This is a genomic window from Streptomyces sp. NPDC048718 (genome assembly GCF_043198875.1).
Taxonomy (GTDB): domain Bacteria; phylum Actinomycetota; class Actinomycetes; order Streptomycetales; family Streptomycetaceae; genus Streptomyces.
This window is the reverse complement of sequence record NZ_JBICVG010000002.1, coordinates 363,798-387,957: the sequence shown is the minus strand read 5'-3', so window position 1 is coordinate 387,957 and position 24,160 is coordinate 363,798. Positions and strand designations below refer to the sequence as shown.

Sequence of the window (24,160 nt, the reverse complement as noted above, 5' to 3'; positions counted from 1 at the left end):
TCTCGCCCGCTCGTCCGCTCGTCGGTTCCGCCGTCGTCCCCTGCCGTCCTCTCCCTGACTTCTCGCCTTCTCGCCTTCTCTCCGTCTTCTTCCGCCCCGGCCACCGCGCGGGGCGCGCACCGAAGGACCTCACCAGGTGTCCCCATCCCAGACGTCCCACACCTTCCAGGTCGACCTGCGCGGTCTGGTCGACCTGCTCTCCCACCACCTCTACTCCAGCCCCCGCGTCTACCTGCGCGAACTGCTCCAGAACGCCGTCGACGCCATCACCGCCCGCCAGGCGCTCGACCCCGGCGCGCCCGGTGCCATCACCGTGCGCACCGGCGACACCCTCACCGTCACGGACACCGGTGTCGGCCTGACCGAGGCCGACGTCCACCGCTTCCTGGCCACCATCGGGCGCAGCTCCAAGCGGACCGCCGACGGTGCCTTCGATGGCGCCGGACTCGACGCCGCGCGCGGCGAGTTCATCGGACAGTTCGGCATCGGCCTGCTCGCCTGCTTCGTCGTCGCCGACGAGATCACGGTCCTCAGCCGGTCCGCCGCCGACCCGGCCGCGCCCGCCGTCGAGTGGCGCGGCCACTCCGACGGCCGCTACACCCTGCGTACCCTGCCCGCCTCCGCCGTCCCCGAGCCCGGCACCACCGTGCGGCTGACCCCGCGCGCGGACAACGCCGAATGGACCACCCCCGAGCGGGTCGTGGAGCTCGCCCGGCACTACGGCGGACTGCTCCGGCACGAGGTCACCGTCGTCACCGCGCGCGGCGAGTCCCACCGCGTCAACGAGGCGCCGCCGTGGGAGCGGGACCACCGCTCCCCGCTCGCCCGCCGCGAGGCGCTCACCACATACTGCCGCACCCTCTTCGACTTCACCCCGCTCGACACCATCGAGCTGGACCTCCCGGCGGCCGGGCTGCGCGGTGTCGCGTACGTCCTGCCCACCGCCGTCAGCCCCGCCCAGCGCGCCGGCCACCGGGTCCACCTCAAGGGCATGCTGCTCACCGACCAGGCGCCCGAACTCCTCCCGGACTGGGCGTTCTTCGTGCGCTGCGTGGTCGACACGACCAGCCTGCGGCCCACCGCCTCCCGGGAGTCGCTGTACGAGGACGGCACGCTGTCCGCCGTACGCGACGCCCTCGGCGACCGGATCCGCGACTGGCTCACCGGCCTCGCCGCCAGCGACCCGGCGCTGCTGCACCGCTTCATCGACACCCACCACCTCGCGGTCAAGGCGCTCGCCCGCTACGACGACGAGCTGCTGCGGATCGTGCTGCCGTGGCTGCCGTTCGAGACCACCGACGGCAACGTCACCCTGGAGGAGTTCGCCCGCACCCACCCGGCGCTCCTGGTGACCCGCAGCGTCGAGGAGTTCCGGCAGGTCGCGCCCATCGCCTCGGCCGCCGGTCTCGGCGTCGTCAACGGCGGCTACACCTACGACCACGACCTGGTCCACCGGCTGCCCGAGGTCCGCCCCGGCACGTCGGTCACCGATCTCGACCCGGCCACCGTCACCGCCCACCTCGACGCCGTCGACCCCACCGCCGAACTGCGCGCCGCGGCCTTCCTGACCGTCGCCCGCGAGACCGTCGGCCTGCACGACTGCGACGTCGTCCTGCGCGACTTCCAGCCCGTCACCGCGCCCGCGCTGCTCCTCGACAACCGCGAGGCGCGCCACGAGCGGACCCGGTCCGGCCTCGCCGCCGACAGCGACGGACTGTGGGCCGACATCCTCGGCTCCCTGCGCCAGGAGGCCCCGCGCGCCCAGCTCGTCCTGAACCACCTCAACCCGCTGGTCCGCCAGGCCGTCACGATCACCGAGCGCGGCCTCGCCGTCACCACCGCCGAGGCCCTGTACGGACAGGCGCTGCTGCTCAGCCGCCGGCCGCTCAAGGCGAGCGAGAGCGCCCTGCTCAACCGCGCCTTCATCGGCCTGCTCACCCACGCCATGCACCACCCCGGCACCACCGCCCCGGGGTCCACCGCCCCCGGCGACGACGCTCCCGGCACCGAGCCCCGGAAGGACTTCTAGATGCTCGACACCCCCGAGGCCGTGTTCGAAGCCCTGCGCGAGAACCACGAGCGCCCGCACGGCCTGCAGCGCACCGTCACCGCCGAGGAACTCGCCGAGGCGGCCGAGCCCTTCGACAAGCCCGACATCCTCGTCACCGCCCTGCTGGAACTGATGTCGGCGTACGAGTTCACCGGCGAACACCGCAAGGCGCCCGTCGTCTTCGCCCGGCTCCTCAAGCTCTGGGACACCGTGCCCGAGTCCTTCAGCGAGTGGGAGGCCCGCCAGGTTTTCTGGCGCTTCAAGTGGGTGACGACCTCGCTGCTCCAGGTGCCCGAGGTGCCGCTGGCCACGGTGCGCGGCTGGACCGACCGGATGCGCGAGCGGTACGAGGCCGCCGGTCACGGCGTCCAGCCGGTCGCCGCCATGCGCTACCACATCGCCACCCACACGGGCATGGGCGTCGACGACGCCTACGACCTGTGGGCCACCCGGCCCCGCACCGAGCTGAGCGACTGCGAGGCGTGCGAGACCCGGGCGCTGGCCTCGCACCTCGTACGGGCCGGTGACGACGAGGCGGCCCTCGCCGCCTGGGGCCCGGTCTTCGACCGCAGCCAGAGCTGTTCCGAGGAACCCCAGACCAGCCAGGCCCGCGCCCTGCTGCCGCTGCTGCGCACCGGCCGGCTCGACGAGGCCCGCTCGTTCCATCTCACCGGCTACCGCCAGGTCCGCGGCAACACCGGCATGCAGGCCGAGGTAGGCCTGCACCTGGAGTTCTGCGCGCTGTCCCGCAACGAGGGCCGGGGCCTGGAGATCCTCGCCGAGAACCGCCCGCTGTTCGCCGCCGACGGCGCCCCGTTCGCCCGCCTGCACTTCCTCACCGGTGTCGAGGTGCTGCTGGCCCGGCTCGCCGAGGACGGCCACACCGACACCCCGGTCGCCGGACCGGCCGGCCGGGAATGGACCGCCGGGACACTCCTCGCCCACGTCCGCGCCGAGGCGGACCGGCTCGCCACCGCCTTCGACCGGCGCAACGGCACCGGCGCCGTCGGCGACGACCGCACGGCACGCCTCGCCCGGCGCCCGCTGCTCGACGAGCCGCTGCCGCTCGGGCTGCGCGCCTTCTCGACCCGCCCCGCCGGGGCGGCGGCGTCGTCCGGCCCCGTGCTCGCACCCGCACCGGCCCTCGCCACCGTGACCGCGATTCCCGACGACTTCGTGGCCCTCGTCCACGAGGCGCGCAGGCTCGAACTCGACGGACACCCCGGCGCGGAACGGCTGTGGACCCGGATCGGCGAGCGCCTCGCCGACGGCACCGCCCCCGAGCCCGTGCCGTACGACGGTGAACTCGGCCCCGAGGAGCGGCTGCGCGCCGAACTCGCCGACCACGAGGCCACCCAGCAGGCGAAGACGGACCGGCACACCGAGGGCGTGGCCTGGCTGGCCCGCGCCGCCGGGCTGTACGAGCAGGCCGGTATGCCCTGGCACGCGCTGGCCGCCCGGGCCCGCGCCCTGGCGTGGCGCGCCGAGGTCGAGTCCGGAGGCGAGTCCGACGCCGAGGCCGATTTTGCGTCCGGGGTCGAGTCCGGGGTCGGGGCCGGCACCGGGTCGGATTCCGAGACCGGCGTCGCCTCCGGGGCCGAGTCGTCCACGGGTGCCGCGTCGGCGGTGCGGGGCGTGGCCGAGACCACCGGATCCGCTCTCGACGCGCTCGTGGCCGAGGCCGAACGGCTCTTCACGAAGGCCCCGTTCACGGGCGAGAACCCCGGTGCGGGAGAAGCCCTGTACGGCACCGACCTGGGCAAGGCCCGCGCCGTCGAATACCTCACCCTCCTCAACTCCCGTACCTTCTCCCTGCTTCAGGGAACACTGGCCGAGGCGCACAAGCGAGGGGGCGAGCCCTCGAAGGAGGCGCTCGCGCGGGTGGAGGAGAGCGCCCGTACGCTGCGAGCCGAGGCCGAGCGGCTCTCCCTGCCGCACCAGGCGGCCAACTCCCGTGCGTACATCGCGGACATGGCGGGCAGCCTCGGCGACCTGGAGCGCGCCGAGACCGAACTGCGCGCCGCCCTCCTGGACGTGGCCGCCTCCGGCCGGCCGTGGCGCGGCTCGCGGGTGCGTGCCCTGCTCGCCCGGCTGTTGATGGCCAAGGAGCAGCCGGCCGAGGCCGTGGAGCTGTTGCACCAGGCGATCGCCGATGCCGTCCGCTACGACGACACCGCCTTCCCCTTGGCTCCCACGTACGCGCTGCTCGGTCATGCCGCCTCGCACATGGGTGACTTCGGCGGCGCGGTACGTCATCTCTCCGAGGCCGCGGCCCGGTTCGATCAGGCCGGGGCGTTCGAGGACGCCACCGACTCCCGGCTCCAGCTCGCCGACGTACTGGCGCGCTCCGGCCAGCAGGCCGACGCCGTCGCCGTCCTGGAGTCCGTGCTGGCCGGCACCGGCGACGAGACGGCGCCCGCGCTCGACGAGCGACTGCTGGCCCAGGCCCGGCTGACGCTCGCGCGCGGGCTGCGGGACCTGGAGGAGTACCTGCCGGCGGCCGAGGAGTTCCTGCGTGTGGCCGACGCCGTCGCCGGCTGGCAGGAGGACCGCCACATCCACACCATGGTCGCCGCGGACGCCGCCGTCGCGCTGGCGATGGCCGACCGCCCGGAGGCGGCGGACACCGCGTACGCCCGCGCCCTCGCCGCCCACGAGGAGGCGCCCAACTGGCCCCGGATCGCGGAGATGACGCGCGAGTTCGCCCGGCTCGCGATGGTGGCCGGGGCGGACGACGCCCTCGACACCGCGCTCGCGCACCTGGCCCGCGCGGACGCCGTGCTGGCCGCCGTACCGGAGGACACCACGGACTTCGCGCACTGGTACGAGACGGGATCCGTCCACTACCGCCGCGCCCGCGTCCTCGCCAGTGCCGAACGCTTCCCCGAGGCCCTGGCCGAGGCGGAGGCGGCCATCGCCGCGCACGAACGCGGCGGCGAGGAGGGCGAGTTCCCGCGCGCCGAGGCCGTCCGCATCGCGGCCCTGATCGAGGGCAACGGACTGGAGCGCCTGACCGACGCGATCACCCGGCTGACCGAGGCGATCGCACGCTGCCGCGCGGCCGGGATGGAGGAGGCGGCGGGCATCCTGGACGCGCTGCGCCAGGACTACCTGGACCGCTGAAGCGAACGGCGGCGCCGTCCCGCGCCGCCGCCGCGGACGCCGAACCGGCTGAACCGGTCGACCGGTTCAGCCGGCCCAACCGGACCCACGGGTCCAACCATCGGAACCTGTCGGCTGGTTGAACCGACCGGCCCGGTCGGAAGAGGGCGCGACGGACCCTCGGGCGGCGACGGCATCCGGCGAACCTCCGGAGCGCCACCGGGTGCCGGGCCCACCGCCCGGCACCCGGTGACCGCCACCCCTCGCGTGTTACCTGCTGGTACGCCATGATGGCGGCCGACCATCCACACGGCCCCGGGCGAGGTAACGGTGACGACCATCGACGTACGGAACACGGTGCACGCCTTCCGGGACGACGCCCTGGGGGAACACGACGCCGTCGGGCTCGCGGCGGCGATCCGGCGCGGCGAGATCGGGGCCGACGAGGCCGCCCGGGCCGCGGCCGAGCGGGTCCGGGAGGTGGAGAGCAGGCTGCACGCGGTGCAGGTGCACGTCGAAAGCCCGCGCCCGGCCACCGGCGGCCCGGGACTGCTCACCGGCGTCCCGACTTTCGTCAAGGACAACAGTGACCACCGCGGGCTGCCCACCGGCCACGGCAGCGCCGCCTTCACTCCGCGAGCGGCCGGCCGACACGCCCCGTTCGTGCGGCAGTTCGTCAGCGGCGGGGTCACCGTGCTCGGCAAGACCCGGCTGCCCGAGTTCGGCTTCAGCCCCAGCACGGAGTACGAGGGGGACGCAGAACCCGTCCGCAACCCCTGGCACGCCGGCCACTCGGCCGGTGGCTCCTCCGGCGGCAGCGCCGCCCTGGTGGCCGCCGGCGCGGTGCCGATCGCGCACGCCAACGACGGCGGCGGCTCGATCCGTATCCCCGCCGCGGCCTGCGGACTCGTCGGCCTCAAGCCGACCCGCGGCCGGGTGGTCCCCAACGCCCAGAGCAGGCTGCTCCCGATCGACCTGGTCAACGACGGCGTCGTCAGCCGCTCCGTCCGCGACACCGCCACCTTCCTCGCCGCCGCCGAACGCTACTGGCGCAACCCCGCCCTGCCCCGGCTCGGTCTGATGGAGGGCCCCACGGGCCGCCGGCTGCGCGTCGGCCTGTTCCTCGACTCCCCGGCCGGCGCCCGCACCGACGCCGCCACCCGGGCCGCCGTCACCGAGACCGCCACCCTCCTCGAACGCCTCGGCCACACCGTCGAACCCGTCGCACCGGCCCTCGACCCCCGCTTCACCGACGACTTCCTCACCTACTGGGGCATGCTCGCCTTCCTCATAGGCGCCACCGGCCGCACCCTCGGGCCGGACTTCGACCACCGGCGCATGGACGGCCTCAGCCGCGGGCTGCGCGCCCGGTACCTCGCGAACTGGCGGCACACCCCCGGCGTGCTGCGCCGCCTCGGACGCACCAAGGAGGCGTACGCCGCCGCGTTCCGGGGACACGACCTCCTGCTGTCCCCGGTCCTCGCCCACACCACGCCCCCGATCGGGCACCTCGGCCCGGACGTGCCGTACCCGGAGCTGATCGAGCGGATCCTCGCGTACGTGGCGTTCACCCCGATCGACAACGTGGTCGGCACCCCGTCCCTCTCGCTCCCGGCGGCGCGGACGACGGACGGGGGACTGCCCATCGGCGTGATGTTCGCGGGCCGGCCGGGAGCCGAACGGACGCTGCTGGAGGTCGCGTTCCAGCTGGAGGCGGAGCAGCCCTTCCGGCGGATCCAGGACGTCTGAGCACCGGGGAGGGACGGGAGGTCCGGACGGGAGGTCCGGACGGCGGGTCCGGACGGCGGGTCCGCCGTCCGGTCCGGTGGGCGAGGGCTCACGGACCGGCCGGCCGCCGTTGCGGATTCCGATCCCGCGCCGGATTCCGCTGGGGCGCGGGGCTGCTCGCCGTGCCGGATCCCGTCGCCGCTCCGGGCCCGGCCCCCGCGTATCGGGTCGGGCCGCCGTTCCGGATCGGGTCGCCGTTCCCGGTCGGGTCACCGTTTCGGATCGGGTTGCCGCGCCGGATCCGGGACGGGCACGGGGCCGGGCAGCGGGCCCGGTTTCGGATAGGGATCGGGCCGGGGGGTGGGCGGCTGCGGGTCGGGTTCGGGCCTCGGCGGCGCGGGCGGCGGCGGATCCGGGCTGCCGGGCGCGGGTACGGGCCCCGGCGCCGGTCCGGGCTGCGGTCCGGGCCCGGGCCCCGGTGCGGGGGTGGGGCTCGGAGGCACGGGATCGTTCGGAGGGTGACCCATGGTTCTCGCCTCGTTCCTCCTGTCTCCTCCGGCTCCGGCGGGTGCCGGGCCGGGTATCCGGGCGGCCGTTCGGGCGCGCCTCCTCAGTGGTCCCGGATCCGGGCGGCCAGCTCCTCGCGATGCCCGCCCAGCCAGGTCGCGAAGTCCTGGAGGCCGGGATACAGCGCCCGTACGGCCGCGATGTCACGGGCGCCGGTGAAGCGCTCCTCGCAGTCCGCGTAGAACTGGAACATGTTCCCCGACTCGTCGGCCCCGGGAACGTCCCGCGCGCGGTACGCGTCCGGAGTCAGCGGCCGGTACGCCACCGGCTCGCCCAGCGCCTTTGTCATCCGCGCGGCCATGTCCGCGACCGGCAGGTGCTCGCCCGCGATGCTCACCGTGGCCGCGATCAGGTCGGTGCCCCGGTGCAGGACGGCCAGCGCGACATGGCCGATGTCGCCGACGGCGATCCCCGCGAGCCGCTTGTCGCCCATCGGCATGTCGAGGACGAGGGTGCCGTCGTCGGCACGGTACGGCCCGGAGCCGCCGAGCAGGTTCTCCCAGTAGTACGTGGCCCGCAGGAACGTCGTCGGAACCCCCGCGTCCCCGAAGAAGGCGTCGGCCTCCGCCTTGGCGTCGAAGTGCGGGACCTTGTACGAGCCCTGCAGCGTCGGCATGCGCGGGTCGTCGATGGGGACGCACTCGCGGGTGTCCTCCAGCGTGGACCAGATCGCGTGCTGCACCCCGGCGTGCCCGGCGGCCCGGGCCAGATGGCCGGCCTGTGCCTTCTCCCGCTCGGCCGACCCGTGCTCCCAGAAGTTCGTGACCAGGAACGCGCCGTACGCGCCCTCGAACGCCGGCCCCAGGCTCTCCGGGTCGTCGAGGTCCGCCCGCACCACCTCGGCCCCCAGCCGCTCCAGCTCCTTCGCCGCCGCCGAGTCGGGCCGGCGGGTGAGCGCGCGGACGGCGAACTCGCCCTCGGGATCGGCGAGAATGGCCCGCGCCACGCCGCCGCCCTGGTTCCCGGTCGCGCCGCACACGGTCACGATGCGCTTGTCCGTCATGCTTCCGGATCCTCCTCCTTCGATCTCCTCCGGTGTTCACAAGGGGCGGACGGCCCGCAGACACTTGCGACAGCCGACGTCCCCGGCAGCCCACGCCCGTGACACCCGGCGCACGCGACATCGCGAGACCGGCTGCCCGCGAAGACGCCACACCCGCCGCTTGCGCGCATATGAACGCCGAGCGCTCCGGCCGCCCATTCGGGCGGCTACCCGCCCGGCCGTCCGCCATGCGTCCGCGTCACCGGTTCGGGTGCCCGCGCGCGCCCGCGCCGGGGGATCACCGCCCCAGCGCGCGCTTGAGCCGGTCCCTGTTCATCGACGAGCGCCCGTGCCGCCGCGCCTCCGCGTAGAGCCGGTCGTACGTCGGGCCCCGCGCTCCGTTGTGCGAGCGCTGCCCACCGCGGCGCGAGGAGGACATGTCCTCCAGGGAGGTCCGGCTCGCCGTCCTGGACTCGCCCGCCCGGGCACGCTCCTTGTTCACGGTCCGCGCGGCGATCTCCCGGGCGCGCTTCTCGCTCTCGCCCCGGTCCAGGGTGCTCTCCTTGATGTGCTCGTACTGCCGCTCTCGCTTGCTGCTCGATCCGCGCGGCATGACCCTTCCTCTCTCTGGGGGAATCCGGGAACCGTGGGGCTGCGACGGGTCCCCGCGACGGACCGCTGCCCCCTGCGGGGAGGTTCACGTGTACGGCCCGGGGCCCGGCCGGTTCCTCCGATGATCGTCATGGCGCGGCCGATTCCGCCACTCGACGTGTGTCGCCCGGCATCATCCGGACGCGCAGCCTCGCGTGGACCTGGCCGCTCTCGATGCGAAGCACGCGGCAACCGGTTCTCGTCTGGCCCGCCGACAACAGCGCCATGCCGTGCCGGAGTTCGGCGGCCAACTCCTCAGGTTTCGAGAGGGTTGTGCTGTTCCCGAATCGACAACCTGTCGTGCCACAGGCGCAGTTGGGGGAAGGCGGCGATCTGCTGGCCTGGTGCCGCAATGGTTCTCGCGGTGACGGGGCCTCAGCCCCCGGTCCGTGGTCCTCGTTTCGCACCAAGACCTGTCTGATGCGTGTCACGTCGCCCGTCAGCCCGGCTCCGTGGGGCCCGAGGCCCCAAGCCTTTCGCCCGACCCGAGGGTGGGTGTCACCGCCTGTCAGGAGCCTGACCGATGCCGTGGGCGAACACTTCGGGTGCTGTCGAGCCACCCGGCGGCTGGCGCCAGAGCCGATCGGAACGATACCGGAACGGCCCTGTCGGATTCGATAGCCCACCCGAGCTAGTTTTCCGCGCCTGGATTGCCTGTGCTGCACCCTGATGCGATAGTTGGGCTCGCGTAAGGCCGGTCATTAGAGCCTTGCACAAATCCGCAAGCCAAGCCGAAAGGAAAGTCATGGCCATCAAGCTCAATTCCATCGATCCCACCAGTGGGCCGACCTCCGGTGGTCAGAAGGTGACCATCCATGGGGACACCTTGATGAACGTCACCGCAGTCACATTCAACGGCATCGCGGCATCCTCGGTAACTTCCGACGCCACCCACATCACCTGCAAGACTCCCGCTGGGCACACGGGCAATGCAGATGTGGTCGCCTCCGACAACGACGGAAACAAGAGCAACGTGATCACCTTCACGTATGTGAACTGAATCCGGCCCCACCCAAGTGGTGCACGTTCGTGGCGGCCTCGGGTTCAGGCCGCCACGAACGATGCGCATTCGACCTGTCCAATCCGAGAGGGAGTCGGCATGAATGATTCGCACACCCGGAAGATCACTGGGCTCGACCCGACGAACGGCCCTACCGGGGGTAACACGAAGGTCGCCCTGACTGGGAAGTCGTTGCAGGATGTGCGCGAAGTGGCGTTCGTCCCGGAGCAAGAGCCGGACCTGTACTACATCCAGGGAGTTCCGGACCCGTCCGAGTCCAAAGTAAGTTTCAAGACCAGGGCGTGCCAATCGGGGAAAATGAACGTGGTCGTCCTGGATAAGAGAGGAGCGAAAATTCCCTGCAATTTCAACTTCACATTCACGGAAGACTCGCTCGACGGATAATCCGCCGAGGTGGATCCATCAAGTCGCCTGGCGCTCTTTCCGTAATTTCAGTGCCAGAAATCCTGCGGCAGCCTGTCCGCGTTTTTCTGAATGTTCCACGGGGGTTCAAGGATTGACTTCCGCGCCCAATTCAAGAAGCGCAGAACAAAGGGAGACGTCATGTCCGCCAAGCTGAGCTCTATTCAACCCGCCAGTGGGTCGATTGCTGGTGACGAAAAGGTCATCATTAGCGGATCCTTGCTCATGAACGTTGTCGGCGTCCACTTCGGACCCGCCCCGGCAATTGATGTCTCCTCGGATAACACCAAGATCACCTGCAAGACACCTCCGGGCGATATTGTAGGGAATTGTGATGTCGTCGCCTTTGATAACGAGGGAAAGAAAAGCAATGTGATCACATATACGTATGTCCAGTGATTTCGATGCTTGATCCGCCACAGCAGGTGCGGCGGCGCCCCTCGGATTGGCTGGTACGTTCCGAACAGCGGGCTGGCGCTCTCCAGGATCTGACCGCCGTCGCGGGCGCCCGCTGGGCGATCTAGTCCTTCAGTGCGGTTTCGTGATCTATCCAGCGGGTTCGTCGGCGGCTTGTCGTCGGTAGTGGCTGTGTCGGGCGTTTGCTGGTGGCGCCGACGCCAGTTGGACCAGTGCGGCAGTCTGGCCGCGGTCGCGGCTGGTGGGCCGAGGGCGGCGGCGAGTAGGTGTCGGATCTCCGGGACGGTCAGCGTGATCGGATCGCGGTTGCGGGCGGGGTGGTGTGCGGCGGCGGCGATCATCTCCGAGGCCAGACGGGGCTTGGTGGCGAACCGCACTGTCTCGGGTATCCCGGCCGCGGTGCGGCGTTCGGGGTCATCGGACCAGGAGTGCTCGGGCAGGTAGAGACGGCGGTCGATCAGGGCCCGTCCCCGATCGGTGGTGTAGTCGAGGAACACGCCGATCTGGGCGTTCTCGATGCGTCCCGCAGTGCCCGTGTACTGCCTTTGCACCCCGCCGAGGATCGGCCCTTCTCCAGAAAGCCGGTCTCGTCGACCACGAGAACGCCGCGTCGGCGCCGAGGTGTTCGACGGCGTAAGCACGCAGGTCGTCGCGGACGGCATCGGCGTCCCAGCGGGCGTAGCGCAGCAGACGCCGCAACGGCCCGGGCCGGGCATGGCCGGCCTGTTCGGCCAGTTGCCGGCAGTTCTTTCGCTCGACGCTCGACAGCGGTCCGAGCAGGTAGGCGCGGGCCGTGGCCCGGGGTTCAACTCGCCCGAACCGGCCCGCGATCCGGGCCATGACCTGATCGGACATCGCCCGCCGGCGGGCAGGGTCAACGCTATGGCCTGCGGCCACCGCACGATCTTCAGGAGTCCACACAACCCCCGATGCTCACGCGGTGGCCGTAGCCGTTCCCAGCCGGGCACACCAGCAAGATCACGAAGTCAGACTGCAGTACTAGGGGCACTGCCGGAGTACGAAGGGCCAGTGTGTCCTGGACGACCACCAAGTCCGCCCCCCCAAGTCGTCGTTCCGCCTCGGCTCGCCGGTTCCTCGGTCCGCGCCGGGCCTTCGGTCCCCGACGTCTGCCCCGGTCCGGTGGACCGTATGCGTCCGGTCGGCGGACGGTCTCGTGGTGGGACCGCCGTCTCCCGCCCATGCTGGACGTGCCGCCCGAAAGCCGCGCTGCGCGAACCGCCGTGCGGGGCGGCCGCGTGTGAAGCCCGAGGCGTACGACGGCGGGCGAGGCGTACGACGGCGCCTGACGAGGACGAGGAGTACGAGAAGCACGACGGCGCGCGAGGCGTACCACGGAGCACGCGCCGCTCGGGGCGGGAACGAGCACCCGACGAAAGGGAACCGGAAAGGGGACCATGACCGCGAAACCGCCACCGGCCTCTTCCGGGCCCGGCCCCGTGAGCACCAAGACCGTGACCACCGCCGTCCCGGCCCGGCTGGACCGGCTGCCCTGGTCGCGCTGGCACTGGATGATCGTCGTCGGCCTCGGCACCGTCTGGATCCTGGACGGCCTGGAAGTCACCATCGTCGGCAATATCGCCGGCCGGCTCGCCGAACCGGGCAGCGGTCTGCATATCACCGCCGCCCAGGTCACCGGCACGGCCGCCGCCCTCTATGTCGCCGGCGCCTGCTCCGGCGCCCTGTTCTTCGGCTGGCTCACCGACCGGCACGGCCGCAAGAAACTGTTCATGGTCACCCTGGCCGTCTATCTCGCCGCGACCGCGCTCACCGCGCTCTCCTTCGAAGCGTGGTGGTTCTTCCTCTTCCGCTTCCTCACCGGCTTCGGCATCGGCGGCGAGTACGCGGCCATCAACTCCGCCATCGACGAGCTCATCCCATCCGCGTACCGGGGCCGGGTCGATCTGATCATCAACGGCAGTTACTGGCTCGGCGCCATCGGCGGAGCACTGCTCTCCCTGGTGATGCTGAACACCGGCATCTTCCCCGAGGACGTGGGCTGGCGGCTCAGTTTCGCCCTCGGCGTCGTCCTCGGACTCGTCATCCTTCTCGTCCGGCGGCATGTGCCCGAGAGCCCGCGCTGGCAGTTCATCCACGGCCGGGGCGAAGAGGCCGAACACCTGGTGGGCGAGGTCGAGCGGGCCGTCGAACGGGAGCACGGCCACCGGCTGCCGGCCCCGCGCGGCACCCTCACCATCCACCAGCGGCGCGCCATCGGATTCGGAATCGTCGCGAAGACCGTCTTCCGCCGCTATCCGCGCCGTGCGGTGCTCGGCCTGTCGCTCTTCATCGGGCAGGCGTTCCTCTACAACGCCATCACCTTCGGCTTCGGCACCATCCTCATCACCTTCTTCGACGTGCCGACCGACCGCACCGGCTACTACTTCGCCGTCATCGCCGCCGGGAACTTCGTCGGCCCGCTGCTGCTCGGCAAGCTGTTCGACACCGTCGGACGCCGGATCATGATCTCCTCCACGTACCTTCTCTCCGGCGTCCTTCTCTTCGCTACGGCCTGGCTCTTCGGTCGCGGCGCGCTCACCGCGACGACCCTGACCGTCTGCTGGTGCGTGGTGCTGTTCTTCGCTTCGGCGGGCGCGTCGAGCGCCTATCTCACGGTCTCCGAGATCTTTCCGATGGAGACCCGGGCGATGGCCATCGCCTTCTTCTACGCCCTCGGTACGGCCGCCGGCGGTATCAGCGGCCCGCTGATCTTCGCCGAACTCACCACGTCGGGCGTGGTGTCCGACACCGTCGTCGCCTTCCAGATCGGCGCGGGCCTGATGTGCGCGGCGGGTCTGGTGGCCGCGTTCCTCGCTGTCGACGCCGAGCGGCGCTCTCTGGAGGACATCGCCACACCCCTGTCGGCCGAGCCGGAGCCCTGAGACGGGGAGACGGGGCGGCGGCCGGGGGACCGGCCGGCCGGGGTACCGGCGTACGCACCCGCTCTCCGCCCCTGCCTCCCTCCTCCGTCCGCCTCCCGCCTCGCACCGGCCCTGTCACAGGAAGGCGTGCCGCTCGCCTCGGTAGGTGGGGACGGCGGCCACGATCCGGTCGCCTTCGACGAGATGCAGGGTCTCGACCCGCTCGCACAGTTCCCCCGCCTTGGCGTGCCGGAACCACACCCGGTCGCCGAGCCGCAGCCCGTCCGCGGCCGGCCCGGTCAGCGGGGTCTGGACCTCGCCCGCGCCCTCGGCGGGCAGCATCCGCAGGCCCGGCGGATGCACCGGCAGCGGCAGCCGGTCCGGGCCCGGCGCCCCGGAGGCGACCCAGCCGCCGCCGAGGACGGTGACATGCCGGGGCGCCGGCCGGCGGACCACGCAGAGCGCGAAGTACGCGGCGGGCAGCGGGCGGAAGCCGCGGTAGTGGTCGAACAGGGCGGGCGCGTAGACACCGGATCCGGCGCCCAGTTCGGTGACGGCCGACTCGGCCGAGGTCGACTCCAGACTGCCGGTGCCGCCCCCGTTGACGAACTCCAGCGGGGCCACCGCCCGTACAGCGCGGATCGCGGCGGCGCGGCGGGCGCGCAGCTCACGGGCGGACATCCACTGCACGAGCCGTACGGCCCCGCGCATCGCGCCCGGCCCGGGCTGGTCGTCGCCGACACCGGCGATCTGTCCCTCGTACGCCATCACGCCGACGAGTCTCAGCCGCGGCCGGGCCAGGACGGCGCGGGCCAGCGCGGCGGCCTGCTCGGGGGCGTGCAGCGGGGAGCGGCGCATGCCGAGATGGACGCGACCGCCGAACAGGCGCAGCGAGGCATCGAGGTCCAGGCAGACGCGCACCGGGGCACCGGACCGGCCGATCGCGTCGGTGATCAGGTCGAGATGCGCGACGGAATCGACCATCAGGGTGATGCGGGCGGCGGCCTGTTCGTCGGTGGTGAGCCGGCGCAGCGCGGGCACGTCGGCGGTCGGGTAGGCGACGAGGATGTCGGTCCCGGGGGCGATCGCGCCCGCGCCGGCCGTGCCGCCCACCCTGGCCCCGCCGTTCCCGCCGTTCCCGCCGTCCGTGCCGTTCCCGCCGTCCGGCACCGTACCGGCCCGGCCCGCACCCACCAGGCCGCCACCGGCCGGATCAGTGCCGCCCGGACCGGGCCCGTCCTGCGCCAGCCACAACGCCTCCGGCAGCGTGAAGGCGAGGATGCCGGAGAAGCCCGGCATCCGCAGCACCTCGCCGATCAGGGCGCGGCAGCGCAGGGACTTGCTGGCGAGCCGGATCGGCTTGCCGCCCGCGCGCCGGACCATGTGGCCGGCGTTGGCGCGCAGGGCCGCGAGGTCGACGACGGCGAACGGCGGCTGGAGGCCGGCCGTCGCCTTCTCCAGATCGGCGAACCCGGCGGGGGAGGCCGGGCGGACGGCCTGGGCGGGGGCGGGGACGGCGAAGACGTCGTCCGGCACGGCGCTGGGCATGGCGTGCGGCCTTTCCGAGAACAGGGGCGGAGGAAGAGGCGGAGACAGAGGCGGCGGCGCGGGGGCGGGAACCGCGAGGGGCGTGAGCCGTCCCCGAACCGGCCCCGGAAAGGCGGGGGGTGGCCCCGGGGCCGGATCGGGGTACGGGGCGCCACGGTCTCTTGGTCGGTCGTCCAAGTCAAGGCGCGGGAGCCCTTGACTTGGACGACCGACCAAGTTCAGTCTTCCGGCGAGGTCCTGTCCGAGTGGCCGGAGTCGGGGCCGTCACCACTCGGACGGGACCAGCCGCCGCCGGGCGTCCGGCGCCGGTCCGCCGATCCGGTCGAGAGGACTCCTGGCATGAGCAGCGTGTGGCGCAACTGGGCGGGCAACGAGGAGGCGCGGCCCCGGCGGGTCCTGCGCCCCACGGGCACCGACGAGGTGGCCGCCGCGGTGAAGGACGCCGTGGACGCCGGACTGCGGGTGAAGCCGGTGGGCTCCGGGCACTCCTTCAGCGGCGCGGCCGTCGCACCCGACGTCCAGCTCCTGCTCGACGGCATGGACGGGCTGTGTTCCCTCGACGAGGCCACCGGCCTCGTGACCGTCGAGGCGGGCATGCCGTTGTGGAAGCTCGGCCCGCTGCTCGCCGCGCACGGTCTGGCCCTGGAGAACATGGGCGACATCGACCGGCAGACGATCTCCGGTGCCATCTCCACCGGCACCCACGGTTCCGGCGTACGGTTCGGCGGCATCGCCACCCAGGTCCGCGCCCTCGAACTGGTCCTCGCCGACGGCAGCGTGACCACCTGCTCGCCCACCGAGCGGCCCGAACTCTTCGCGGCGGCCCGGGTCGGCCTCGGCGCCCTCGGCGTGCTCACCCGGGTGACGCTCCAGTGCGTCCCGCTGTTCGCCCTGCACGCCCGCGACACGGCCATGCCGGTCGGTGAAACCCTGGAGAGGGCCCAGGAGTTCGCCGACACCCACGACCACTTCGAGTTCTTCTGGTTCCCGCACAGCACCACCACCCTCACCCGGCGCTTTTGGCGGCTGCCCGGCGACGCGCCGCTTCGGCCGATCGGCGCGGTCGCCCGCCGTCTCGACGAGACCGTCAGCGGTCTCGGCTTCGAGGGCCTGAACCGCCTCGGTACCCGCTTTCCGTCCCTGGTGCCGCCGATCGCCCGGTTCGCGGCACGGGCCATGTCCTCGCGCGAGTGGACCGACCACTCGTACAAGGTCTTCGCCTCGGTCCGCGATGTCCGTTTCCACGAGGGCGAGTTCGCGATCCCGCGCGAGCACGCGGCCGACGCGCTGCGCGAACTGAAGCGCTGGATCGACGCGCACGACGAGCGCGTGTCGTTCCCGCTGGAGGTGCGCTTCTCGGCCGCCGACGACATCTGGCTGTCCACCGCGCACGGCCGCGCCAGCTGCTACATCGCCTTCCACCAGTACCATCGCATGCCCTATCAACGGTACTTCCGCGCCTGCCAGGACATCCTCGGCGACTTCGGCGGACGGCCGCACTGGGGCAAGATGCACGATCTCGGTGCGGACGAACTCCGGTCCCGCTACGGCCGGTTCGACGACTTCACGGCTCTGCGCGACACGCTCGACCCGACCGGCGTCTTCGCCAACTCGTATCTCGACCGCGTCCTCGGCCCGGCCCCCGAGGCGCCGGTGCGACGACCCGCGTGACCTCGCCCGTGTGACTCGCTCCGGGACCGGCGACCCGGGGGGCGAGGTCCGGGTGAAGTCACGGCAGGCGGGCGGCGAGCCACGGCCGCCATGGCTCCCGGCCCACCGGAATCCGTCCCGTCCGAACCGCACCGCCACAAACCCTCGCGGTACGGCCCCCGGGTGCGGCAGGATGCGCGGCAGTCCGTCGCCCCGCCATGATCCTTCAGGAGCCCCCGTGATCCTTCGCAGTCCCCTCCCCGATGTCGCCCTGCCGGACGTCACCGTGCACGACCTGCTGTTCGGCACACTCGGCGACGCGGACCGGGAACGGATCGCGCTCGTCGACGGGATCACCGGGCAGACCCTCACCTACGGCGAACTCGCCGAGCGGATCGACCGGTTCGCCGGAGCACTCGCCGCACGAGGGCTGCGTCCCGGGGACGTGGTGGCGCTGAATGCGCCCAACTGCCCTGAATTCGCCGTGGCGTTCCACGGAATCCTCCGGGCGGGCGGAACCGTCACCACCCTCAACGCCCTGTACACGCCGGCCGAGATCACCGCACAGCTGCGCGACGCCGGGGCCGTCCGGTACCTCACGGTCGGCCCGATGCTGCCCGCCGGACTCGCCGCCACCGCCGCTGCCGGACTGTCCGCCTCCCAGGTGTACCTGCTGGACGACGGCGCGGGCACGGACGGGACGCACGAGACCCTGCCCGCCCTGCTGGCCGAGGGCCGGCCCGCGCCCCGGGTGGCCATCGATCCGGCGACCCACCTCGCCGCCCTGCCGTACTCCTCGGGCACCACCGGCCGCGCCAAGGGCGTCATGCTGACCCACGCCAATCTGGTCGCGGCCATCCGCCAGAACGAGCCGGTGCTGCCGCAGTCTTCCGAGGATACGGTCCCGGCGATTTTGCCCTTCTTCCACATTTACGGCATGAGCGTCATCCTCAACGGCACCCTCAGAGCGCGCGGGACGCTTGTCACCCTGCCGCGTTTCGACCTCGCCGAGTTCCTCCGCGTGATCCAGGAATGGCGCTGCACCTTCCTCTATGTGGCACCGCCGATCGCCGTCGCGCTGACCAAGCATCCGCTGGTCCGCGACCACGACCTGTCCTCCGTACGGCTGGTGGTGAGCGGGGCGGCGCCGCTCGACGAAGCGCTGGGCGAAGCGCTCGCGGCCCGGCTCGGCTGCCGGATGCTCCAGGGATTCGGCATGACCGAGCTGAGCCCGGTCTCCCACCTCACGCCGATGGACGGCAGCGTGTCGGTCGGCTCCATCGGCTTCGCCCTGCCGAACGTGGAGTACCGGCTGGTCGACCCCGAGACCGGACACGAACTCGCGCCGCCCGCCGAAGGGCTGAGCGCGACGGGTGAACTCCAGGTGCGCGGACCGAATGTGATGGCCGGTTACCTGAACAACCCCGAGGCGACCGCCGAGACCATCCTGTCCGACGGCTTCCTGCGCACCGGGGACCTCGCCCGGCTCGGGCCGCGCGGCGAGGTGTACGTCGTCGACCGGCTCAAGGAACTCATCAAGTACAAGGGCTACCAGGTGCCGCCGGCCGAGCTGGAGGCGCTGCTGCTCACCCACCCGGCGATCGTGGACGCCGTCGTGGTCGGCTACCCCGACGAGACGGCCGGTGAGCTTCCGCGCGCGTTCGTCGTCCGCCGCCCCGGGGCCGAGCTGACCGCCGACGAGGTCGTCGCGTTCGTCGCCGAGCGGGTCGCGCCGCACAAGAAGGTGCGGATCGTCGAGTTCACCGACACCGTGCCCAAGTCGGCGTCCGGCAAGATCCTCCGCAAGGACCTGCGCTCACTGCCACTCGGAGCCGGCCCCGGAGCCTGACCCGGCACCGGAGCCCGACCCGGCCCCGACCCGCCCCTCGATTCAGCTGCCGTCCCCCGCCCCCGGCTCCGCCCCCGATCCGGGCGCGGGCGGGGCGGCGAAACGGTCCAGGGCCGCCGCGGCCGGAGCGGCGATCGCCGGCCGCAGCGCGGTCCGTACATCCGGCGCGAAGTGCGGCGAGTGGTTGAGCGCCGGCGGCTCCCCGTCCGGGCCGGCGGCTCCCGCCACCCCCAGCATCCAGTACACCAGCGGGATCCCGGACTCCCCGTGGATCCCCGCCCCGGCGTCCCCGAACAGCGGGAAGTCCTCCGTCGCCGGCGACCCCGGCCACGGCAGCACCCGCCCGGGCCCGAGCAGCCGCGCGTGCGCGCCCCACGCCGCGGCCGTCGCCGCCGGATCGCACCGCAGCGCCGCCGACCGGGACACCACCCTCACCTCCGGGTCGCGCGGCGCCCCCGAGGCCGCGCTCTCGGCGCGCACGATGCGGTGCACGGCCGCGAGCGCCCGCTCCAGAGACGCCTCGTCCGCCGCCCGGACCCCGATCCCGAGCGTCGCGAGGTCCGGGATGACGTTGGCGGCGACGCCGGCCCGGAGCGTGCCCACGGTCAGCGTCACCGCCTCGGCGGGCGCCGACTCGCGGGACACGACCGCCTGCAGCCGGGTGACCACGGACGCGGCGGCCAGGACCGGGTCCACCGCCAGATGCGGGGTGGCGGCGTGCCCGCCCCGGCCGTGCAGCGTCACCTCCAGCACGGCGCCGGCCCCGGTGATCGGCGGGCCGCCGTCCGGCATGTGCGCGATGAGGCCGGACGGCAGCGGGGCGGCGTGCTGGGCGAGGACGAGATCGGGCCGGCCGAACCGCTCGTACAGCCCGTCCCGCAGCATCGCCTCCGCCCCGGTCAGCGTCTCCTCGGCGGGCTGGCCCACCACCACGAGCGTGCCCCGCCACCGGCCGGACAGCGCGGCGAGCAGCTCCGCCGCGCCCGCCGCCGCCGCGAGGTGCAGATCGTGGCCGCAGGCATGCATGGCGCCGTTCCGGCTGGCGTACGGCAGTTCCGTACGCTCCCGCATCGGCAGCGCGTCGAGCTCCGCCCGCAGCCACACGCTCGGCCCGGGCCCGTTGCGCAGCACCCCGACCACCCCGTGGCCGCCCACTCCCCGGGTGACGTCCAGACCCGCGGCGGTGAGCCGTTCGGCGAACCGGTCCGCGGTGCGGGCCTCCTCGCCGGACGGCTCGGGATGCGCGTGCAGGTCCAGATAGAGGCCGAGCGCGGGCCGCAGCACCTGCCCGGCCCGCAGGAGGAGATCCTCCCCGCCGGGCCCGGCGCCAAGGGACCGCAGGGCGGCGGAGGAAGGCGAAGAGGCCGGGGAAGAGGCCGGCGAAGGGGCAGGGGAAGAAGGAGGGGGAACGGTCGGGGCCATCGGCGTACTCCGGGGGAGGGAACGGACCCGGGCCCCCGTCGCGGCACGGCGGCGGAGGCCCGGAACAGACGTACGGAACAAGGCATGTGACAGTAGGTCAGATCACTGTCAGGGGAAGGGGTGCGGGGCCATCCGGATCTCGGCCTCGGTGAGGTCGGTGTCCCGGTGCCCGCCGCGCCGCAGCGCGGTGCGCAGCCGGGGCATCCGCACCGCCCGCTGCCGGTTCCAGCCGAAGTCGATCGGCAGCAGCCCCGGCACCACGGTGGCGACCGTGCGCAGCCCCATTCGCTCCTGCTCCGGAGAGGTCTGGTCCACCACGATCACATCGTGGCCGGCGCCGACGAGCGCGTCACGGACCACCGCGACGTCGTCCCGCAGATCACCGGTGCGCGGCCGGCCGTGCCCCTGCCACTCGGCGTACACCTCGTCGAACGGACGGGCCTCGGACGGCTCCAGATAGCTCCGCGCGTACTCGGCCATCCGCGGCAGCCCGTACAGCTGAGGATGGTCCTTCAGATGCCGCACGAGACCGAAGTCGTCGGCCATCGCCTCCAGTTCGCCCTGGCGCTCGACGGTCTGCCGGGTCAGGTGCGGGATGTAGCTGAGCACCTCCGACAGCGCCCCCTCGACCGCGGAGCGCGGATCCAGCGAGGCCGCGGCCGCGAACGACAGGGTGCCGGGCCCGCCGTCGCGGCGGACGCCGACCACGGTGACGGCCGGGACCGGCAGGTCGATCCGGTTGTCGAAGGCGTGCACGTCGTAGCCCTGGAGCGCGGCCCGTTCGACCATCGCGGCGGCCGTGGGGCTGCCGAGGGTCGCCAGGTCGATCCGGGGCAGCCGGGCCGCCCCGTACCAGCCGTTGAGGAAGGAGTCCCGCTCGATCAGCTCCAGCAGACCGCCGAGCACCGCCTCCTCCAGAGCGCCGCCGATGGCGCAGCCGTTGGAGCACTCGAAGACGAAGTCGTCGCCGGCCAGTGGCGCGCTGTAGTAGACGAGCCGCGACGGCACCAGGACGGGCCGCTCGTCGCGCAGCGACCAGCCCCACTCCCAGGGAATCGGCCGGGCCGGGTCGAACGGCCGGACCAGCGGGTCGTCCCGGTACGTCTCCGGGCTGTAGACCCCGCACTCCACCGGGTCGATCGCGTCGGCCCGCAGCTCGTCGTACGAGCCGACGACCGGCGCATGCCCGCCGCGCCGGTGCGTACCGGAGTACCGCTCCAGGCCCTCCAGGAAGGCGAGCCGGCGGCTGGTGGCGAAGGAGTTCTCCTGCCCGCTCCAGGTGACGTCGTGCAGTCCCGCGTAGCCTCGGATGAACACACTGCCCGCCACCGGGGCGGTCGTCGAGGAGGTGACGTCGGTCCAGGTCGAGGCGCCCAGCGCGCCGCAGACCGGGTTGGCGAGCGCGTCCACCGGCATCGGGATCGCGAACGCGGAGCGCAGCCGGTAGCCGTCCGGGTCCGGCTTCGGGCGGGAGACCAGGCTCAGCGGTTCGACCTCGCCGGCCGCCGGCACCCGGGCGCCCGGACCGCAGTCCGGGCAGAGCGGATCGGCGAGCAGCGGATACGTGCGGACCGTCAGGTTCGCGAGGTCGAGCCGGGTCACCTGGGGCAGCGCCCGGTCGGCGGGGTGCTCGGCCGGCGGCACCGGCGCCGGACCCGAGCCCGGCCGGCCGAGGACCTCCTCGCCGAGGACCGCTTCGGCCAGCGCCGCCACCGAGTCGTGGACATGCGCGGGCAGCAGCGGCCAGGCGCCCGCCGGGCGCGGCCCGTCGAGCCCGCCGAGTTCCAGCGCGTCACGTTCGCTGCGGCTGCGCAGCCGCTGCCAGCGCAGCGCGAGACAACGGCCGCAGGCGGGCGCGGTGCCGTCGCCGCCCCAGGGGCCGACGAGGACCGCCGAGGCGGTCAGATGCACCCGGGCCGCCGGCCGGTCGGCCGCCCACACGTCCGGCGCGTCGCCCTCCCCGCCGCGGGCGGCGACGGCGCCGACCGTCACCACCCGCGGCGCGCCGTCGCCGAACCGGCCGTCCAGGGTGGACTGGAGGGCGGATCGGGCGGCCTCCATGGGCTGGGCGAGCGGCCGGGCCGCGGTGGTCGTGGTTCCCGTGGCGGGCGCGGTGGTCGCGGTCATGACTTCTTCGTCCAGCGGAAGGTGCGCGCCGCGAGCAGCCCGAACACCGCGGCGAACACGACGAGTCCCACACAGCCCATGCCGATGTCCCCGAGGTCGCCTCGGCCGGTCAGCGAACCGGACACCGCGTCGTTGAGGTAGCGCAGCGGCAGCACCAGGGAGACCTTCTGCAGCCAGTCCGGCATGGAGTCCAGCGGGAAGAACGAGCCGGACAGGAACGCCATCGGCAGCATGAGGAAGTTGGCGATGCCGGCCACCGACTCGGCGGTGTCGGCGATGCTGCCGATGATCACGCCGAGCAGCAGGAAGGTGGTGATGCCGAGGATCAGTACGGGAATCAGCAGCGGCCAGCGCGAGGCCGGCACCAGGCCGAAGCCCGGCAGCATCGCGACGCCCACGAACAGCACCGACTGCACGAGCCCGACGCCGAGCGCGAGGACGTAGCGAGAGCCGATGACGGCGGACAGCGGCGCCGGGGACATCCGGATCATCCGCAGGATGTCGTCCGCGCGCCACTGCATCAGCGTGAAGCCGGTGCCGAAGACGGCGGCGTTGGCCACGCCCCAGGACAGCACCCCGGACGCGGTGTACGACAGATACGAGAAGCCGCTCTCCTCGACGCTCTGGCCGCGGAAGACCAGACCGAAGACCACGAGGAAGATCAGCGGGAAGGCGAAGGTGAAGAAGACGGTCGTCTTGTCCCGGACCTGGGCGCGGTAGCCCGCGGCGGTCAGGGCGGAGTAGGCGCTCATGCCTGCTGCTCCTGGTTCTTCGAGGCGTGCTGCGACGCGGGGGAGGTCTGCCGGGTGGTGAGTTCGAGGTACACGTCCTCCAGGCTGGGCGTACGGGTCTGCACCCCGTCCAGGCCGCCCCGCGCGTCCAGCGCGGACAGCACCTGCCCAGTGGCGCGGGTCTCCAGGACGAGATGTCCGCCCTGCACCATGACCCCGTCCACGCCCGGCAGTTCGCGCGCCTCGGCCTCGTCGATCCGGCCGAGCGGCACGAGCAGCCGGCTGCTCGCGCCGAAGGTGTTGATGAGGTGCTGCGGCTCGTCGGTGACGACGAGGCGGCCCGCCACCAGGATGCCGACGCGGTCGCAGAGCGCCTCCGCCTCGTCCAGGTGATGGGTGGTGTACACGATGGTGCGGCCCTTCGCCTTCAGCCCCCGCAGCACCTCCCACAGATCGCGCCGGCCCTCCGGGTCGAGCGCGGCCGTCGGCTCGTCCAGGAAGATCAGCTCCGGCCCGTGCACCAGCGCGGACGCGATGGCGAGCCGCTGGCGCTGACCGCCGGAGAGGTTGTCCACCCGGACGCCGTGCGTCCCGCCGAGACCCACCGCCTCCAGGGTCTCGTCCACGGCCCGCGGATCCGCGCCGAACAGCGCGGCGACGGTCCGCAGGTGCTCGTGGACGGTCTGGCGGACGAAGAACGCCGAGGACTGGGTCTGTACGCCCATGCGCGGCAGCAGCGCGGTGTTGCGCGGCCACGGCGACTCGCCGAACACCGTCACCGACCCGGAGTCGGCCTTGCGCAGCCCTTCCATGATCTCCACCAGCGTGGACTTGCCGGCGCCGTTGGGGCCGAGCAACCCGAAGAACTCGCCGCGCCGGATCGTCAGGGAGACCCCGTCGACGGCTCTGCGGTCGCCGTAGGTCTTGGTCACGGCGTCGACCGCGACGGCCGCCGCGGCCACGGCGTCCGTGGAGGGGGAGGGGGAGGTCATAGGGGTACCTCATTCATGAGTTGCGTGAACTTTCGCCGTCGG

16 protein-coding genes and 1 pseudogene are annotated in these 24,160 nt (G+C 72.8%); 9 read left to right on the top strand and 8 right to left on the bottom strand.

Going from position 1 to position 24,160, the window contains the following annotated elements:
• Positions 1-136: 136 nt before the first annotated feature.
• From ACGFRB_RS04690 to ACGFRB_RS04680, 3 genes are all read left to right on the top strand, one after another.
• On the top strand, positions 137-2,029 hold the full coding sequence (locus tag ACGFRB_RS04690) for an HSP90 family protein (protein ID WP_393238969.1): 1,893 nt from the start codon (positions 137-139) through the stop codon (positions 2,027-2,029).
• Positions 2,030-5,173 (top strand): hypothetical protein, encoded by a 3,144-nt coding sequence (locus tag ACGFRB_RS04685; protein ID WP_393238966.1) that lies wholly within the window; start codon positions 2,030-2,032, stop codon positions 5,171-5,173.
• A 309-nt stretch (positions 5,174-5,482) separates the two neighbouring features.
• Positions 5,483-6,901, top strand: a complete 1,419-nt coding sequence (locus ACGFRB_RS04680; protein ID WP_393238963.1) for an amidase — start codon at positions 5,483-5,485, stop codon at positions 6,899-6,901.
• A gap of 589 nt (positions 6,902-7,490) precedes the next feature.
• Here ACGFRB_RS04680 and ACGFRB_RS04675 read toward each other — a convergent pair.
• Positions 7,491-8,450, bottom strand: coding sequence for an NmrA/HSCARG family protein (locus ACGFRB_RS04675; protein ID WP_393238960.1), 960 nt, complete (start codon positions 8,448-8,450; stop codon positions 7,491-7,493).
• Between the two features lie 277 nt (positions 8,451-8,727).
• A complete protein-coding gene (locus ACGFRB_RS04670; RefSeq protein ID WP_393238957.1) occupies positions 8,728-9,042 on the bottom strand; it encodes a plasmid stabilization protein in 315 nt (104 codons plus the stop codon).
• A gap of 783 nt (positions 9,043-9,825) precedes the next feature.
• Here ACGFRB_RS04670 and ACGFRB_RS04665 point away from each other — a divergent pair.
• From ACGFRB_RS04665 to ACGFRB_RS04655, 3 genes are all read left to right on the top strand, one after another.
• Positions 9,826-10,080, top strand: a complete 255-nt coding sequence (locus ACGFRB_RS04665; RefSeq protein ID WP_363004005.1) for an IPT/TIG domain-containing protein — start codon at positions 9,826-9,828, stop codon at positions 10,078-10,080.
• A 99-nt stretch (positions 10,081-10,179) separates the two neighbouring features.
• Entirely contained in the window at positions 10,180-10,485 is a 306-nt protein-coding gene (locus tag ACGFRB_RS04660; protein WP_393238953.1) for an IPT/TIG domain-containing protein, read from the top strand.
• 90 nt (positions 10,486-10,575) lie between these two features.
• The gene (locus tag ACGFRB_RS04655) at positions 10,576-10,902 is read left to right on the top strand and encodes an IPT/TIG domain-containing protein (RefSeq protein ID WP_393238950.1); all 327 of its coding nucleotides are present in this window, start codon (positions 10,576-10,578) and stop codon (positions 10,900-10,902) included.
• 344 nt (positions 10,903-11,246) lie between these two features.
• Here ACGFRB_RS04655 and ACGFRB_RS04650 read toward each other — a convergent pair.
• Positions 11,247-11,775, bottom strand: a pseudogene (locus ACGFRB_RS04650) (IS701 family transposase); the annotation flags it as partial.
• Between the two features lie 560 nt (positions 11,776-12,335).
• Here ACGFRB_RS04650 and ACGFRB_RS04645 point away from each other — a divergent pair.
• Positions 12,336-13,820, top strand: a complete 1,485-nt coding sequence (locus ACGFRB_RS04645; RefSeq protein WP_393238947.1) for an MFS transporter — start codon at positions 12,336-12,338, stop codon at positions 13,818-13,820.
• A 114-nt stretch (positions 13,821-13,934) separates the two neighbouring features.
• Here the strand turns inward: ACGFRB_RS04645 and ACGFRB_RS04640 are convergent, their stop codons facing one another.
• Entirely contained in the window at positions 13,935-15,347 is a 1,413-nt protein-coding gene (locus ACGFRB_RS04640; protein ID WP_393238944.1) for an alanine racemase, read from the bottom strand.
• A 339-nt stretch (positions 15,348-15,686) separates the two neighbouring features.
• Between ACGFRB_RS04640 and ACGFRB_RS04635 the strand changes: the two genes are divergently transcribed.
• Together ACGFRB_RS04635 and ACGFRB_RS04630 are read left to right on the top strand one after the other, a co-directional pair.
• Positions 15,687-17,018, top strand: coding sequence for a D-arabinono-1,4-lactone oxidase (locus ACGFRB_RS04635; protein ID WP_393238941.1), 1,332 nt, complete (start codon positions 15,687-15,689; stop codon positions 17,016-17,018).
• Positions 17,019-17,235: 217 nt separating this feature from the next.
• Positions 17,236-18,846, top strand: coding sequence for an AMP-binding protein (locus ACGFRB_RS04630; protein WP_393238939.1), 1,611 nt, complete (start codon positions 17,236-17,238; stop codon positions 18,844-18,846).
• A 42-nt stretch (positions 18,847-18,888) separates the two neighbouring features.
• On the opposite strand, the gene ACGFRB_RS04625 is transcribed toward ACGFRB_RS04630, so the two are convergent.
• The 4 genes from ACGFRB_RS04625 to ACGFRB_RS04610 all read right to left on the bottom strand — a co-directional run bounded on the left by ACGFRB_RS04625 (position 18,889) and on the right by ACGFRB_RS04610 (position 24,118).
• On the bottom strand, positions 18,889-20,130 hold the full coding sequence (locus tag ACGFRB_RS04625; RefSeq protein WP_393238936.1) for an amidohydrolase: 1,242 nt from the start codon (positions 20,128-20,130) through the stop codon (positions 18,889-18,891).
• 246 nt (positions 20,131-20,376) lie between these two features.
• Positions 20,377-22,395, bottom strand: coding sequence for a TOMM precursor leader peptide-binding protein (locus tag ACGFRB_RS04620; protein WP_393238933.1), 2,019 nt, complete (start codon positions 22,393-22,395; stop codon positions 20,377-20,379).
• On the bottom strand, positions 22,392-23,147 hold the full coding sequence (locus ACGFRB_RS04615; protein ID WP_363003989.1) for an ABC transporter permease: 756 nt from the start codon (positions 23,145-23,147) through the stop codon (positions 22,392-22,394). Before ACGFRB_RS04615 ends, ACGFRB_RS04620 begins: the two co-directional genes overlap by 4 nt.
• Positions 23,144-24,118 (bottom strand): ABC transporter ATP-binding protein, encoded by a 975-nt coding sequence (locus tag ACGFRB_RS04610; protein ID WP_363003987.1) that lies wholly within the window; start codon positions 24,116-24,118, stop codon positions 23,144-23,146. The genes ACGFRB_RS04615 and ACGFRB_RS04610 overlap by 4 nt, the downstream gene beginning before the upstream one ends.
• Between the last annotated feature and the right edge of the window lie 42 nt (positions 24,119-24,160).